Origin of the sequence: Streptomyces sp. NPDC059897, from assembly GCF_042730865.1 — a bacterium.
Classification (GTDB): Bacteria; Actinomycetota; Actinomycetes; order Streptomycetales; family Streptomycetaceae; genus Streptomyces.
On record NZ_JBHWKQ010000001.1, the window covers coordinates 144,038 to 159,580 of the forward strand.

The following is a 15,543-nucleotide window of genomic DNA, read 5'->3' on the forward strand; positions in this document are numbered from 1 at the left end:
TACTAGGACTCCAGCCGGCGCCGCACGAGGACGGCGACCGGTACGGCGACCGTCGTGCCCAGGGCGGTCCAGAACACGATCTTGCCCAACGGCCCGTTGACGGTCCGCAGTTCTCCGTCTGCGTGGCGGCAGTACGAATCCGGCGGGAAGTAGCGCGACACCGGGATGCCGGCGCCGTAGCAGGGTGAGGTGTCCGGGAACAGGAACGGCTGCGCGCGCTGCGAGAGGAACCAGCCGACGATCACCGTCAGCCAACCGGCCGCCAGGAACAGCCACAGCAGCCAGGCCGGGACGTTCAGGCGGCGTCCGAGCAGCCACAGGCCGAGCGACGGCAGGACAACCACACCGAGCAGCGCGGGCCAGATCAGCAGCATGTGCCCAGTAGAGCACCGTTCGCCGACGCGCCCCGGCCGGTCCGCCCGGTCAGTGCACCGCCTGCCCCTTCCCCAGCGCGATCACGCCCGTCTTCGACACCGTGTAGAGCTCCGCGTCCCGGCTCGGGTTGACGCCGATCGTGGCGCCGACCGGGACCTCTACGTTCTTGTCGAGGACGGCGCCGCGGACCACCGCTCCCCTGCCGACCCGGACGTTGTCGTGCAGGACCGAGCCCTGGACGACCGCGCCGTCCTCGACGACGACGCCCGGGGAGAGCACGGAGCGGGTGACCTGGCCGCGGATGACGCAGCCGGGGCTGACGATGGACTCCGACGCGATGCCGCCCGCGCAGAACTTGGCCGGCGGCAGCTGGCCGGGGTGGGTGTAGATCGGCCAGCGACGGTTGTCGAGGTTGAAGACCGGGGTGTCCGAGATGAGGTCCATGTGGGCCTCGTAGTAGGCGTCGAGGGTGCCGACGTCGCGCCAGTAGCCGTGGTCGCGGTCCGTCTCCCCCGGCACGTGGTTGCCGTCGAAGTCGTAGAGCTGGGCGACGCCGCGCTCGGTGAGCATGGGCACGATGGAACCGCCCATGTCGTGGGCCGAGTTGTCGTCCTCGGCGTCGGTCTGGAGTGCGTCGACGAGCACCTTGGTGGTGAAGAGGTAGTTGCCCATCGACGCGAACACCTGGTTCGGGGTGCCGGGCAGCGGCGGCGGGTCGGTCGGCTTCTCCAGGAACGCGTCGATGCGCGTGCCGTCGCGGGCCGGCGTGATGACACCGAAGGAGGAGGCCTCCGCGCGCGGCACCCGGATGCCCGCCACCGTGACACCCGCACCCGACTCCAGGTGCTGGGCGAGCATCTGCCGCGGATCCATCCGGTACACGTGGTCGGCTCCGAACACCGCGATGTAGTCCGGCTGTTCGTCGTGGACCAGGTTGAGGGACTGCAGGATCGCGTCGGCGCTGCCCGAGTACCAGCGCGGGCCGAGCCGCTGCTGGGCCGGGACCGGCGTGACGTAGTTGCCGAGCAGGCTCGACATCCGCCACGTCGTCGTGACATGCCGGTCCAGCGAGTGCGACTTGTACTGCGTCAGCACGCAGATGCGCAGGATGTCACCGTTGACGAGATTGGACAGGGCGAAGTCGACCAGACGGTACGTGCCGCCGAAGGTCACCGCGGGCTTCGCCCGGTCCGCCGTGAGCGGCATCAGCCGCTTGCCCTCCCCGCCTGCCAGTACGATCCCGAGCACCGAAGGTCCGCCGCGCATCCCAACCCCCCTGTGATTCACGTACCGTTGAGAATCTCCTCGTACACGTCGACCGTGCGCCGGGCGATCGCGTCCCAGCCGAACTCCGCGGCCGCCCGCTCCCGGCCCGCCCGGCCCATCTCCCGTGCCGCGTCCGGATCGGCGACGACCCGGTTCAGGGCGTCCGCGAGGCCCGCCTCGAAGCCCTGCGGCTCCGCGGCCTCGTACGGGACGAGCAGCCCGGTCTCACCGTCCGCGACGACCTCGGGGATCCCGCCGACCTGCGAGGCGACCACCGCGGTGCCGCAGGCCATCGCTTCCAGGTTGACGATGCCGAGCGGCTCGTACACGGACGGGCAGACGAACACCGAGGCGTGCGTGAGCAGTTGGATGACATCGGTGCGCGGCAGCATGGACGGGATCCAGCGCACCCCGTCCCGCGTGGCCTTCAACTCGTCGACCAGTTCCCGGAATTCACGCCCGATCTCCGGGGTGTCGGGCGCGCCCGCGCACAGCACGACCTGGACGTCCTTGGTCAGCTCCTTGGCCGCGCGCAGCAGATGGGGCACGCCCTTCTGCCGGGTGATGCGGCCGACGAAGAGCACGTACGGGCGCTGCGGGTCGATGTCGTAGCGGCGCAGCACGTCCTTGCCGATGTCCGCGTGGTAGAGCGAGACGTCGATGCCGTTGTGCACGACGCGGACCTTCTTCGGCTCCAGGGCCGGGTAGCAGGCGAGGATGTCCTTGCGCATCGCGTGCGACACCGCGATCACGCCGTCGGCGGCCTCGATCGCGGTCCGCTCCGCCCACGCCGACAGCGCGTAACCGCCGCCGAGCTGCTCCGCCTTCCAGGGGCGCAGCGGCTCCAGGGAGTGGGCGGTCATCACGTGCGGTATCCCGAGGTGCAGCGCCGCCAGGTGCCCGGCCAGGTTCGTGTACCAGGTGTGGGAGTGCGCGATCTCGCGGCCTTCCAGCGCCGCGGCGATGGCCAGGTCCACGGAGAGCGTGCGCAGCGCGTCGTTCGCCCCGTCGAGCGCGGGCCAGGCCCGGTGCCGGCGCACGCCGTCGGCCGCTCCCTCGCCCCATGTGTGCACCTCGAGGTCGACGAGCGGGCGCAGTTCGCGCGCCAGGAACTCCACGTGCACTCCGGCCCCGCCGTAGACATCCGGCGGGTACTCCCTGGTCAGCAGTCCCACACGCACGCGCGGCCCCCGTAGTCGTCGGTCGGCGACACTCGCTCCTGGATCACTGTTTCGAAAGCGCACCTCATGGTCACCCATGGAGGGGCCCGCACGGAAGGGCGCGGACGGCAACCGGTGCCGAGTCTCCCGCGCGTCCCTGCGGCACCCGCCCTGGGGATGAATCAGGATGCGACCTACTCCAACGGGAGTAGGACTCAATGAGTGCTCAAGTCGGACGACGCGGAGGGCCGAAAAGAGCGATCGTGGAGGGTATGAGAAGCGACCGTGCGCCACGCCGCACCTCCAGGAGCGCCACATGAGCGACCTGGTGCTCTCCGTGCTGCTCTCGCTCGTCTCCGCCGTCGCGTACGCGGGCGGGGCGATCGTGCAGGAGCGCGTGGCCGCGACGTCGCCCAAGGCGGCGTACGCCCCCCTGCGCAGGCCCGCCTGGTGGGGCGCGGGCTGCCTGAACGGCCTGGGCGCGCTGCTGCACGTCGCGGCGCTCGCCTTCGGCCCGCTGAGCGTCGTGCAGCCGCTGGGCGCCCTGACGATCGTGCTGGCGCTGCCGATGTCGGCGCTCCTGGTGGGGCGCAGGGCCGGTGCGACGGCCTGGCGCGGCGCGATCATGGCGACGGTCGGGCTCGCGGGGCTGCTGTCCCTGACCGGGGCGACCACCGAGCAGTCGCTGGACGCGACGCAGCGCCTGTTCGTCGGCCTGATCACCGTGGGCGGCGTGCTGACCCTCATGTCGTCCGCGCGCGTGGCACACCGGCACCCCGTGGTGCGTGCGGTGCTCCTGGCGGTGGCGGCCGGCGGCGCGTTCGGCATGGCGTCGGTGTTCACGAAGTCCGTGACCGAGAACTGGACCGGGCGGCCGCTGGAACAGCTCGCCACGCTCCTGGCCATCGCGGGCCTCGCCGTGACCGGGATGCTGCTGTCGCAGGCCTCCTACCGGGGCGCCGGGCTCGCCGCGCCGCTGGCGACCGCGACGGTCGTGAACCCCGTGGTGGCGGCGACCATCGGCCTCACCATGTTCGGGGAATCGTTCCGGTACGGCACGATCGGCACGGCGCTCGCGCTGGGCTGCGGTGTCGTGGCGGCGGGCGGCCTGATCCTGCTGACGACGGAGCGCATCGGGCGCGGCCGCCGGGCAGGCGCCTCCGTGGTCGCGCACGCGGGGCCGCCCGCGATCCCGCCCGTGGTGCCGGACAGCCCGGCCGGTCTCGACTCGGTGCCGCTGCCGCCGCGCGCGCCGAAGTCCCGGCAGGAGCCGCCGTGCGGCGGCTGGACGGCCGAGGACATCCGCTCCTGACGCCCGGCCCGTCGCCCCGCGCCGGGCCGACGGACTCAGATCCTGACGCCGCGGGCCCGCAGATACGCCAGCGGGTCCACGTCGCTGCCGAAGCCGGGCCCCGTCCGCACCTCGAAGTGCAGATGCGGGCCGGTGCTGTTGCCCGTGGAGCCGGAGCGGGCGATGCGCTGGCCCGCGACCACGCGCTGCCCGCTCTTGACCGTCAGCGCCGACAGGTGCCCGTACTGGCTGAACTTGCCGTCGGCGTGCCGGATCACCACTTCGTAGCCGTACGAGCCTCCCCAGCCCGCCGAGACGACGCTGCCCGCGGAGACCGCCTTCACGGACGTCCCGGTGGGCACCGCGAAGTCGACGCCCGTGTGGTAGCCCTTCGACCAGGAGGAACCGGCGGCGCGGTAGGGCGTGCCGAGGGAGGCAGCGACGGGGGCGACGGCGTTGTGCGCGGTGGCCTTCGCCGTGTCGGACTTCTTGGCGGCGGGTTTCGGGGCGGCCTTGGGAGTGGTCGGCTTGGGGGCGGCTTTGGGGGTCGCCTTGGGTGCGGCCTTCTTCCCGGCCTGCGACTGCTTCCCGCCCGGCATCGACAGGCGCTGCCCGGGCGTGATCAGGTCCGGGTCGCCGCCGATCGTGGCGCGGTTCGCCGCGTACAGCGCCCGCCAGCCGCCCTTCACTGACCGCTCGGCGGCGATGCCGGAGAGGCTGTCCCCGCTGACCACGCGGTACATCTGGGCGCGTCCCGCCCGTGACTGCGGCGTGGTCTGCGGCCGTACGTCCGGTGTCGCGTTCGTACGGGTCAGGCCCGCGCGCTGCGAGCACACCGGCCAGGCGCCGGGGCCCTGCCCCTTGAGGACCTTCTCCGCCACGGCGATCTGCTGGTCCTTCGTGGCGAGGTCGGCGCGCGCCGCGTAGGCGGTGCCGCCGTACGCCGCCCAGGTGGAGCGGGTGAACTGGAGCCCGCCGTAGAAGCCGTTGCCGGTGTTGATGCTCCAGTTGCCCGAGGACTCGCACGCGGCGACCTTGTTCCACGTGTGCGCGTCGGCGGCCTGCGCCGTGCCCGCGCCGACGATCGGGATGGCCATGCCCACACCGCCCACCGTCACGGTGAGCGACGCCCGGTTGACCCGGCTCGGCTGGTACCGGCGGTGCCGGCCGCGTAACGCCATGAATGCCCCCTCAGCCACAAGTAGGAGCGGCAAATTAGCCGCTCCTACGTAAGTGGACAAGAGTGCCCCGAGCCACCTTGGCGGGATTCAGTCCCTCAAGTGACCAGGAATCCACCGAAGTTGTGCGGCCTGCTGGAAGGGGCCGCCGCCCTCGTGGTCGTTGAAGGCGTACACCTCCATCGACCGCTCGGAGCCCGCCCAGTGGTTGTACGCGCCGAAGACCGTGGACGGCGGGCAGGTGAGGTCCTCCAGGGCGGCGGAGAACAGCGCCGGCGCCGTGGCGCGGGCCGCGAAGTTGATGCCGTCGAAGTAGGAGAGCGTGCGGAAGGCGCGCTCGTCCTCGCCGATGTGCGCCTTGAGGTAGAGCGCGATCTCGCGGTACGGGTGACGCTCGGTGAGCGTGGCGGCGCGCCGGAAGTCGCACAGGAACGGCACGTCGGGCGCGGCGGCCCTGAGGTCGGGCACGAGTCCCGCCACGGCGATGGTGATGCCGCCGCCCTGGCTGCCGCCGGTGACGGCGACCCGCGAGGCGTCGATCAGCGGATGCGAGCGGGCGGCGTCGACGGCGCGCACGGCGTCCGTGTAGACGCGCCGGTAGTAGTACTCGTGCGGGTCCTGGATGCCCTTGGTCATGAATCCCGGCTGGGACGGCGTGGAGCCGACCGGGTCGGGGGTGTCGCCGACGCTGCCGCCGCTGCCCTGCCCGCGGGTGTCCATCACGAAGTGCGCGAACCCGGCGGCGGCCCAGCGCAGGTGGGTGTGCGGGAGGCCGCGTCCGCCCCCGTAGCCGATGTACTCGACGACGGCCGGAAGCGGCTCGTTCGTGCCTGCCGGAAGGACCAGCCAGCCCTTCACGGGATGCCCGCCGAAGCCCGCGTACGTAACGTCGAACACGTCGACCGCCGTGTACGGGACGTCGACGGGCTCGAAGCGTGCGTCCAGGTCGTGCTCCCTGGCCTCGACGAGCGTCTTCTCCCAGAAGGCGTCGAAGTCGTCGGGGGCGGTCAGCTCCGGGCGGTAGTCACGCAACGCGTCGAGCGACAGGTCGAAATGAGGCACGCACGGCTCCAAATTCGTAGAGAGTCCACGGTGGGGGCGGGCGGACGCCAAGGTAACCCGTCCGCCGACCAACAATGAACAAAATCCTTCATCTTCCACATACAGGAGCGGCAGACATGAGCACTACAGCCCAGATCGGTGTCACGGGGCTCGCTGTCATGGGGCGCAATCTCGCCCGGAACTTCGCCCGCAACGGTTACACGGTCGCCCTCCACAACCGCACGGCGTCCCGCACGCACGCGCTGGTCGAGGAGTTCGGCGAGGAGGGCATCTTCGTCCCGACCGAGACCGCCGAGGAGTTCGTGGCCGCGCTCGAACGGCCGCGCCGCCTGGTCGTCATGGTGAAGGCAGGCGAGCCGACCGACGCGGTGATCAAGGAGTTCGCACCCCTCATGGAAGAGGGCGACATGATCATCGACGGCGGCAACGCGCACTTCGCGGACACCCGGCGCCGCGAGAAGGAGCTGCGCGAGCAGGGCATCCACTTCGTCGGCACCGGCGTCTCGGGCGGCGAGGAGGGCGCGCTGCACGGGCCGAGCATCATGCCCGGCGGCAGCGTCGAGTCCTACGCCTCGCTCGGCCCGATGCTGGAGAAGATCTCCGCCAAGGCGAAGGACGGCGCGCCCTGCGTGACGCACGTCGGCCCCGACGGGGCGGGCCACTTCGTGAAGATGGTGCACAACGGCATCGAGTACGCCGACATGCAACTCATCGGCGAGGCCTACCAGTTGCTGCGCGACGTGGCCGGGTACTCCCCCGCGCAGATCGCCGACATCTTCCGCACGTGGAACACGGGCCGCCTCGACTCCTACCTGATCGAGATCACCGCGGAGGTCCTCTCGCACGTCGACGAGGCGACCGGGAAGCCCTTCGTGGACGTCGTCCAGGACCAGGCCGAACAGAAGGGCACCGGCCGCTGGACGGTGCAGATCGCGCTCGACCTGGGCGTGCCGGTGTCCGGCATCGCGGAGGCGGTGTTCGCGCGCTCCCTGTCCGGGCACGCGGAACTGCGCACCGCTTCACGGGAGTTGGCGGGGCCCACCGCCGTGACGCTGAGCGAGTCCGAGGCCGCCGCGTTCGCCGACCGCGTCGAACAGGCCCTGTACGCCTCGAAGATCGTGTCGTACACGCAGGGCTTCCACGAGATCTCCGCGGGCAGCGAGCAGTACGACTGGAACATCGACTCGGGCGCGGTGGCCCGGATCTGGCGCGGCGGCTGCATCATCCGCGCCGCGTTCCTCGACCGGATCACGGCGGCGTACGAGGCGGAGCCGAACCTGGTCTCGCTGCTGTCCGACAAGGGCTTCGCCGACGAGATCGCCGCGGCGCAGGACGACTGGCGTTCCGTCCTGGTCGCGGCGACCATCCAGGGCGTGCCCACGCCGGGCTTCGCCGCCGCGCTCGCCTACTACGACGCGCTGCGCGCCGAGCGCCTGCCGGCCGCGCTCACGCAGGGCCAGCGGGACTTCTTCGGCGCGCACACGTACCGCAGGGTCGACCGGGAGGGCTCGTTCCACACGCTGTGGGGCGGTGACCGCTCCGAGGTCGAGGCCTGACCGCTAAGCGGGTGACGGTTCGGGCTCCGGCGGGTGCGGGTCGGGGTCCGGGTCCGGCAGCGGCGGCGTCGGGGACGGCGAGGGCCGCGGCGTGGGCTCGGGCACCGGCGTCGGGAACGGGTCCGGCATCGGGCCGGGATCCGGCCGGTCGGGCCCGGGGCCCGGCCCCGGCGTGGGGGTCGGCGGGACGGGATCGGGGAACGGATGGGTCATCGTTGGTTCCTCCAACGGTTCGGAGGGGACCTCTCCACTGTCTCCCGGCTCGCGTGCCCACGCCCGCCGAGTCCACGCGTCGTCAGCCGTCGGTTCGCACCAGCCTGACGACGGGAATGTCGCGGCTCGTCTTCTTCTGGTACTCCGCGTACGGCGGGAACAGCTCCACCAGCGAGTCCCAGACCCGCGCCTTGTCCTGCTCCGAAAGGGTCTCGGCGCGGGCCGTGAACCGCTCGGTCCCCACGCGCAGCCGGACCTCCGGATTGGCCTGAAGGTTCAGGTACCACTGCGGGTGCTTGTCCGAGCCGCCGTAGGACGCCACGATCAGCTGGTCGGCGCCGTCCGTGCCGTAGATCAGGACGGTGCGCCGCCACTGGCCGCTCTTGCGCCCCTCGTAGTCGAGGAGCAGGCACGGCGCCCCCTGCATGGTGGTGCCCTTGGTGCCGCCGGACTCCTCGTAGGTACGGGCCTGCTCGGCGGCCCAGCCGCTCGGGCTGACGACGACGTCGGTGTCGGGGTCGGTCATGTGCGCTGCCTCCTGCTGCGGGGTTCCTGCCCGGGACCGCTGTACCGGTGCGGACAACTTCCTTCAAGCTAAGCGCTCTTGGCGCCCGCGCATTCCGAGGCGGCCGCGGCGAGTCCGGGGCGTGGGCTGGAGAGCACGGGCAGGGTGGTGCGGGTCCGCTCGGCGGCGTCGGCGAGGGAGGCCTGGGCGAGGACGATCACGTCGGCGCCGGCGATGCCGTCGATGGCGGTGGCGACGAGCGCGAGATACCCGTCCTGGTCCCCCGCGAGGAACAGCTCCCAGGCGCCCTCGACGAACACGGTCCGCACATCCACCGCGCGCCCGGCCCGCGCGGCCTCCTCCCCGATCAGGTCGAGGGTCGGCCCGAAGGTGCTGCGCACCGTGGCGACGACGGCGACCCTTCCCCGAGCTCTCAACTCCGTTCGAGCAGGGGAGACCCCATTCCCCTCGGCGACGGCCCGCGCGGCCATCGGCCGGTCCACGCGCAGCACCGGCACACCGGCCTCCGCGGCGAGGCCCTCCGCGACGGCGCCGAGCGTGGAACACGTGCACAGCACGGCGTCCGCCCCGTCGGCGACGGCCGCCGCGAGCAGCGCCCGGACCTCGTCGGTGACGGCCTCGGGCCCCTCGGCGCCGGCCCGCGCGAGCAGTTCCTCGCGTACGACGTGGCGCAGCTCAAGACCAGGGTGGTCGGCGTCGCGCAGGGCGTCAAAGACCGGCACGTGGACGGGCGAGGTGTGCAGGAGCGTCAGGTTCATGACCGGACCCTACGCGCGGGTGATCATCGCGCGCCGGGCCGTCTCACCACTTGTCGGGGTCGGCCTCGAGGGCGGCCTTCGCGGCCAGCAGCAGGTCGGCGGAGGCCTGGGGCGCCTCGCCCGGATGCCGCTCGGCCCAGCGGACGACGAACGGGCACAGCGGCGCCACGGCCAGCGCCTCGGCCGCCGCGATGCCGTACAGCTCCCGGGTGAGCGAGCCCGCGATGCCCTTGCCCTCGTGCTCCGGCTCGACGACGGTGTGCACCGCGACGAGCGCCCGCTCGGGCTCCTCCAGCACGAAGTACTGGATGCGGCCGACGACTTCGCCGCCGGAACTGGCCCGCAGCAGCCCGTGCTCGCGGTCGTCGCGGATCTCGATGTCACTCATGGGCTCTCCTGCGTCGTGGCCGGACCGGTTCTCGGCCCGCGGGTACCGCGTGCGGGCCGCGCGTCACCTGCCCGCAGGGTGCGCGCTTCGGCATCCTCAGCCTGACAGTAGCCAAGGATGATCACGAGGGCGTCCGCCCTGATCCTGCCGCGCCCGGCCGATCGATGCGGTAGACGTAGTGGGCACGGTCGTCGACGGGGTTGTCCGGCTCCAGGTCGCCCTCGGCGACCCGGCGCAGTCCGGCCTTCTCAAGGGCCCGCCAGGATGCCCGGTTGGCCGTCGGCACCGGGACCAGGACGCAGGGCGCGGCGGGGTGGTCGTTCCAGGTCGCCCGGATGACCGATCGGATCATCCGGGGTCCGAGCCCTCGGCCGGTCTGCTGTGGCTCACCGATCAGGTAGTCGATGGTCATCGCTCCGGGAGGCACCTCGGCCACGGTGGCGAGCTCGGTCAGGTATTCGGGGTAGTCGGACAGCCGGCAACGCTGCACCAGGCCGATCGGTCTGCCACCGAGGTGGACAAGCAGATCCTCCGAGGGTTCCTCGCCCCTGGCGGCGGGGCCGAAGTCCCGTGACACCGCATCGAGCGAGGTCTCATGGTTCCACCAACGGGCCACGTGCGGCTGTTCCAACCAGGAGATCAGCAACGGGAAGTCGTGCTCGGTGAGCCGCCGCCAGGTCATCATCGGGAGGCCTCCCCAGCGGGGTCGGCGTCGCCTTCGACACCGGCGGAGAACTCAGCGGCGAAGATCGCCGTGCCCAACACTGCGACAGCCTTGGCCCTGATGCGCTCGACATCGCCGCGCTCGGCCTCCGGGAGCGCGGCGCCGGAGGACTCCCGGGCCCGAGCGGCTGTGCCCAGGAAGCGGGCGGCCTGAACGGGTTGCCCTGCGAGGGCGTAGGCACCGGCGAGGCCCTCGTGGGCGAGAGCCAGGGCCCGGGGGTCGCCGCTGTCACTGGCGACGGAGAGGCCCTGGCGGTGCAGGGACAGGGCCTCGGATGCGTCACCGCGCTGTTCGGCGAGGAAGCCGAGTTCGGCGAGGAGGAGCGCGGGGCCGGGGCCGAACTCGACTTCGCGGTGCCATGCGAGCGTGCGGTGGAGGTGCTTCTCGGCGCCATCGAAGTCACCCTCGCGCCGGGCCGTGAGGGCGAGGCCGATCTCGGCGTGGATCTCGCCCGCCGCGTAGCCGTGTTCGGCGGCCAGGGCCATCGCCTTGTGGTGGAGCTCCTTGGCCCGAGGGAAGTCACCTGCCAGGAGGGCGACCCTGCCAAGACCGGTGAGCCGGTCGGCGGCGTCCGGCCAGAAGCCCAGTTCCTCGGCGAGGTGGAGGCCGTCCTGGTGCAGCCCTGCGGCGCGCGGGTAGTCGCCGGTGATCGCGGCCAGTGCCGCCAATGGATAGGTGGTCTGCAACTGCCCCCACCGGTCGCCCAGTTCCGTGAAGAGTGCGTGGCCGTCCTCGGCACTGTGGCGCAGTGTCGCGAGGTCGCCCCGCAGCAGGGCCTGGGTGGCCCGGGTGCTCTGAGCCGCGGCGACACCCCAGCGGTCGCCCGCCGTGCGGGAGTCGGCCAGGGCGCGGTCCGCCAGAGTTTCACTGCGGGCCAGATCCTCTCCCGCGTGGAGCGCGGCGTAGCCGAGGAACCAGGTGGCACGTGCGCCACCGGCTTCGCCGCCCACCGCTACGTCGGGCGGATGGGTCGTGCCGCTCTGCCCCTCCCCGGCCAGCAGGTTGAAAGCGGCGTACCAGACGGCAGCCACGGCAACTCGGGAACGGAGCGGCGTGTGCGCGTCCCCACTGACGTGCAGGGCCTCCCCCAGGGCCCGCCGGGCCTCACTCAGCCGACCGCGCAGGAACCAGTACCAGGTCGAGGCGAGCACCATCCGCACGGCGCCGGTGGCATCCCCGCGCCGCACGGCGCGTTCCAGGACCGCGCGCAGGTTGGCGCTCTCCTGATCAAGGCGGGTCAGCCAGCTCTGCTGCTCGGGGCCGTGGAGCCGGGCCGCGGCATGTTCGGCAAGTTCGATGCAGTGGGCCTGGTGGCGCAGTTCGAGGGCGGCGGACTCGCCCGCCTCCGCCAGGCGTTCACGGGCGTAGGCCGCGATCGATTCCGGCAGCCGGTAGCGACGGCTGTCGGTGACGCTGACCAGTGAGCGGTCCACCAGGCGGATCAGGGGATCGAGGACGTCCTCGCCATCGCCGCCGCACACCGCCTCGGCCGCCTCGAGAGTGCAGCCGTCGGTGAAGACGGCCAGGCGGCGCAGGAGCCTTCGCTCGTCGTCGCCGAGCAGCTCCCAGCTCCAGTCGATCACTGCCCGGAGAGTTCGTTGGCGTGGTGGCACGTCCCGTCGGCCGCCGGCGAGGAGACGGAACCTGTCGTCGAGACGGGCGCACAGCTCGTGCACTCCCAGCGCACGGACTCGGGTGGCGGCCAGTTCCAGGGCCAGAGGTATGCGGTCGAGACGGCGGCAGATCGTCGCGACGGCCTCCGCGTTGTCCTCGGTGACGGCGAATCCGGGTGCCCCGGCCGCGGCCCGCGCGGCGAACAGCTCCTCGGCCTCGGCCTGCGGCAGCGGCGGCACCGTCCACACCACCTCCGCGGCCAGGCCGAGAGGTTCCCTGCTGGTGGCCAGGACGCTCAGCCCGGGGGCGGCGGCCAGGACCCGGCGTACGACGTCGGCCGCCGAGTCGACGACGTGCTCGCAGTTGTCGAGGAGCAGCAGGAGTCGCCTCGAACGCAGCGCGTCCTCCAGTGCTGTCGCCCCCTCTTCCCGTACGCCGAGGGCGGCGCTGAGCTGCTCGGCCACCTCGGTGGATCCGGCGAGCCCGACCATCCGTACGCCGTCGGGGTAGGTGTCGGCCGCACGGCCTGCCGCCTCCTCCGCCAGGCGGGTCTTGCCCACCCCGCCGGGGCCGGTCAGCGTCACCAGCCGGTGGGCGGCGAGGAGTTCACCCAGCGCGGGCACCGCATCCCTCCTGCCGATCAGGTCGGTGAGCGGGGCCGCCAGGTCGCCGTGTCTCCTCTTCGGGGAGACCGGCGGCGCCTCAAGAGCCGCATCGTGTTCGAGGATCGCCTGGTGCAGGGCGGCCAGTTCCGGCCCGGGGTCCACGCCCAGTTCGTCGGCCAGCTGCTTGCGCAGTTCGTCGTACGCGGTCAGCGCCTCGGACTGTCTACCGGCCCGGTACAGCGCCCGCAGTTGGACAGCGCGCAGCCGCTCCCGGAGCGGGTGGCGGGCCGCCAGCTCGCCCAATTCACCGATCAGTGTGTGGTGTTGACCCATCTCGAGGCGGGTCTCGGCGAGCGCTTCCAGGGCCGTGAGGCGCTGCTCCGCGAGGCGTTCTGACGGGGCGCGAAGGAACTCCAGGTCGCCCAGGCCGGCGAAGGCCTCCCCCGTCCACAGCCCCAGGGCTTCGGTCAGCAGCTCCGACCTGGTGCGCGGGTCCTCGGTGTCGTACGCGGTGGCGGTCAGGTCGGTGAACCGGCGGGAGTCCACATCATCGGGGCCGGTGCGCAGCAGATATCCCGGGGGCCTCGACTCCACCAGCCTCTCGGCCCCGGGTTCGGCCCGCGCCAGTGCACGGCGCAGCCGCGAGACCTTCGTCTGGAGGGCACCGGCAGGATTTCCGGGCAGCCGCTCGCCCCACAGATCGTCCACGAGCCGGTCGACCGAGACCGGTTGACCGGCGTGGACGAGCAGAGCGGCCAGCAGGGCACGCACCTTCACCTCAGGGATGTCGACCGTGTGGCCGGCCGTCGTCCGGGCGGTGAGCGGGCCGAGCACCGAGAAGTACATGGCTGCACGCTATCCGGCCGACCGACAGCCGCGGTCTCGGAACCGACAGCGCACCGACAGAGTTCCGCCGGCGCCGGTCGGCACAGTGAGAACACACCGCACACCGAACGAACCGTGCGGTGCGGTCAGTCGAAGAACCAAAGCGCCAAAAACGAAGAACCAAGAACCAAAGAATCAGGAGACACCTCATGTCGGAGAACGAGAACCACGAGCAGGCCGCGGTGTCGGTGATCGGACTGGGGCAGATGGGGTCCCGGCTCGCCCAGGCGTTCCTCACCGCCGGCTACGCCACGACCGTATGGAACCGCTCCGCCGCGAAGGCCGACGCACTCGTCGCCCAGGGCGCCGTCCGTGCGGCGACCGTCGATGAGGCGGCCACCGCGAGTGCCCTGGTCGTGGTCTGCCTGCCGGACTACGCAACCGTGAGCGATCTGCTCGGACCGGTGGTGACGCGCCTGCGCGGGCGGGTTCTGGTGAACCTGACCTCCGGCACTCCGGAGGATGCCGCCGGGATGGCCGCCTGGGCGGCTGAGCACGGCGCCGGCTACCTCGACGGCGCTGCCATGAGCGGCACCCGTCTTGTCGGGCGGCCCGAGGCGCTGTTCGTCTTCAGCGGTTCCCGGGAGGCTTTCACCACCCACCGGACGGTGTTGGCGAGCCTGGGCAACTCCGTCCACCTCGGCGCCGATCCGGCGCTTGCCCCGGTGTACGACACCGCGCTGTTCGGCATGGCCTGGGGTGCGCTGGCGGGCTTCTACCACGCCGTCGCCCTGGCGGGCTCGGCCGGCGTCGACCCGGCGGCGTTCGCGGCGGTCGCGACGGAACACATGCCGTTCGTCACCTCGCTGATGGCCGACCACTCCCGGCAGATCAAGGACGGCCGCTTCCCGGACGACGACGGCACCGTGGAGGTGCACGCGGCGGCGATGGAGCACCTCCTGGACACCAGCCGGGCCCACGGCCTCGGCACCGACGTTCCGGAGCTGATCGGGAGCCTGCTGGACCGGGCGGCGGCCACCGGACACGGCTCCGACGGCATCGCCAGCGTCATCGAGACGATCACGAAGGGCGAGCGGAATGTCTGACCGGACGAAGCCCCACGTCACAGTCCTGGGCCTGGGCCGCATGGGCGCACCGATCGCCTCCGCGTTCCTCGTCGCCGGTTACCCGGTCACCGTATGGAACCGCACCGCCGCCAAAGCCGACGCACTCGTCGCGCAAGGCGCCGTCCGCGCGGCCACCGCCGCGGAGGCGGTCACGGCCGGCTCGCTGGTGATCGCCCCGCTCCTCGACCACGCCGCTGTCCGGCAGGCCCTCGACCCCATCGCCTCCGTCCTGCGGGGCCGCACGCTGGTCAATCTCGCCAACAGCACCCCCGACCATGCCCGTGACCTGGCCGCCTGGGCCACCGGCCACGGCGCCGACTACCTCGACGGCGCGATGCTGGCCCTCCCCGAGACCGTCGCCACCCCGGACGGCTTCTTCCTCTACAGCGGTTCCCGGCGTGCCTTCACCACGTACCGGCGCGAGCTGGAAGTGATGGCACCGGCCCACTACTTCGGCGCCGACCCCGGCGCTGCGGAGATCCACGATCTGGCCCTGCTGGGCACGGGATACGCGGCCCTCACCGGGTTTCTGCACGCCGCGGCACTGCTCGACACGGTCGGTACCTCCCCCGAGGTGTTCGCACCACTGGCGGCCCGATGGCTGCACGGGATGGCCGGGTTCCTGCCCGAACTGGCCGGCGAGGCAGGAAGGGCGGCGTACGCGGGCGGGACCTCCACGGTCGACCTCAACCGGGCCGGGGTCGACAGCCTCATCCAGCTCAGCAGAGCCAGCGGCATCACCACCGACGTCCATGAACCGCTCAAGGCCCTGCTCGACGGGCGATCGGCCGACGGCCACGGGCAGGACAGCTTCTCCAGCGTGTTCGAGCTGCTGAGAGCACGAGCCCCTGAGCAGCAATGAACGCAGAGCACGG

The 15,543-nt window shown here is 72.0% G+C and carries 14 protein-coding genes; 4 read left to right on the plus strand and 10 right to left on the minus strand.

What is annotated here, in order from left to right:
• Positions 1-2: 2 nt before the first annotated feature.
• The 3 genes from ACFV9W_RS00690 to glgA are packed head-to-tail and all read right to left on the minus strand — an operon-like array spanning position 3 to position 2,816.
• Positions 3-374, minus strand: a complete 372-nt coding sequence (locus ACFV9W_RS00690) for a hypothetical protein (RefSeq protein WP_385753854.1) — start codon at positions 372-374, stop codon at positions 3-5.
• A gap of 49 nt (positions 375-423) precedes the next feature.
• Positions 424-1,641 (minus strand): glucose-1-phosphate adenylyltransferase, encoded by a 1,218-nt coding sequence (gene glgC / locus ACFV9W_RS00695; protein ID WP_385753857.1) that lies wholly within the window; start codon positions 1,639-1,641, stop codon positions 424-426.
• Positions 1,642-1,658: 17 nt separating this feature from the next.
• The gene (gene glgA / locus ACFV9W_RS00700) at positions 1,659-2,816 is read right to left on the minus strand and encodes a glycogen synthase (protein ID WP_385754875.1); all 1,158 of its coding nucleotides are present in this window, start codon (positions 2,814-2,816) and stop codon (positions 1,659-1,661) included.
• Between the two features lie 301 nt (positions 2,817-3,117).
• Here glgA and ACFV9W_RS00705 point away from each other — a divergent pair, with 301 nt between their 5' ends.
• Positions 3,118-4,113, plus strand: a complete 996-nt coding sequence (locus ACFV9W_RS00705) for a DMT family transporter (RefSeq protein WP_385753859.1) — start codon at positions 3,118-3,120, stop codon at positions 4,111-4,113.
• A gap of 35 nt (positions 4,114-4,148) precedes the next feature.
• Here ACFV9W_RS00705 and ACFV9W_RS00710 read toward each other — a convergent pair whose 3' ends face one another.
• Together ACFV9W_RS00710 and ACFV9W_RS00715 are read right to left on the minus strand one after the other, a co-directional pair.
• Positions 4,149-5,273, minus strand: coding sequence for a transglycosylase family protein (locus tag ACFV9W_RS00710; RefSeq protein WP_385753862.1), 1,125 nt, complete (start codon positions 5,271-5,273; stop codon positions 4,149-4,151).
• An 87-nt stretch (positions 5,274-5,360) separates the two neighbouring features.
• Positions 5,361-6,332: an acetylxylan esterase gene (locus ACFV9W_RS00715; protein WP_385753864.1), complete on the minus strand. Its 972-nt coding sequence runs from the start codon at positions 6,330-6,332 to the stop codon at positions 5,361-5,363.
• Between the two features lie 116 nt (positions 6,333-6,448).
• On the opposite strand from ACFV9W_RS00715, the gene gndA reads away from it, so the two are divergent.
• Positions 6,449-7,888 carry an NADP-dependent phosphogluconate dehydrogenase gene (gndA, locus tag ACFV9W_RS00720; RefSeq protein WP_385753867.1) on the plus strand — a complete coding sequence of 480 codons (1,440 nt, stop codon included), beginning with the start codon at positions 6,449-6,451 and terminating at the stop codon, positions 7,886-7,888.
• 295 nt (positions 7,889-8,183) lie between these two features.
• Here the strand turns inward: gndA and ACFV9W_RS00725 are convergent, their stop codons facing one another.
• From ACFV9W_RS00725 to ACFV9W_RS00745, 5 genes are all read right to left on the minus strand, one after another.
• The gene (locus ACFV9W_RS00725) at positions 8,184-8,627 is read right to left on the minus strand and encodes a nitroreductase family deazaflavin-dependent oxidoreductase (RefSeq protein ID WP_385753869.1); all 444 of its coding nucleotides are present in this window, start codon (positions 8,625-8,627) and stop codon (positions 8,184-8,186) included.
• Positions 8,628-8,695: 68 nt separating this feature from the next.
• Entirely contained in the window at positions 8,696-9,385 is a 690-nt protein-coding gene (locus tag ACFV9W_RS00730; protein ID WP_385753872.1) for an aspartate/glutamate racemase family protein, read from the minus strand.
• A gap of 43 nt (positions 9,386-9,428) precedes the next feature.
• Positions 9,429-9,773 carry a GNAT family N-acetyltransferase gene (locus tag ACFV9W_RS00735; protein WP_385753875.1) on the minus strand — a complete coding sequence of 115 codons (345 nt, stop codon included), beginning with the start codon at positions 9,771-9,773 and terminating at the stop codon, positions 9,429-9,431.
• 121 nt (positions 9,774-9,894) lie between these two features.
• Positions 9,895-10,458, minus strand: coding sequence for a GNAT family N-acetyltransferase (locus ACFV9W_RS00740; RefSeq protein ID WP_385753878.1), 564 nt, complete (start codon positions 10,456-10,458; stop codon positions 9,895-9,897).
• Complete coding sequence (locus tag ACFV9W_RS00745; protein WP_385753881.1) at positions 10,455-13,562, minus strand: BTAD domain-containing putative transcriptional regulator; 3,108 nt, start codon at positions 13,560-13,562, stop codon at positions 10,455-10,457. Before ACFV9W_RS00745 ends, ACFV9W_RS00740 begins: the two co-directional genes overlap by 4 nt.
• 119 nt (positions 13,563-13,681) lie before the next feature.
• Here ACFV9W_RS00745 and ACFV9W_RS00750 point away from each other — a divergent pair, with 119 nt between their 5' ends.
• Positions 13,682-14,647, plus strand: coding sequence for an NAD(P)-dependent oxidoreductase (locus ACFV9W_RS00750; RefSeq protein WP_385753884.1), 966 nt, complete (start codon positions 13,682-13,684; stop codon positions 14,645-14,647).
• Positions 14,640-15,530: an NAD(P)-dependent oxidoreductase gene (locus ACFV9W_RS00755; protein ID WP_385753886.1), complete on the plus strand. Its 891-nt coding sequence runs from the start codon at positions 14,640-14,642 to the stop codon at positions 15,528-15,530. The genes ACFV9W_RS00750 and ACFV9W_RS00755 overlap by 8 nt, the downstream gene beginning before the upstream one ends.
• Positions 15,531-15,543: the final 13 nt, after the last annotated feature.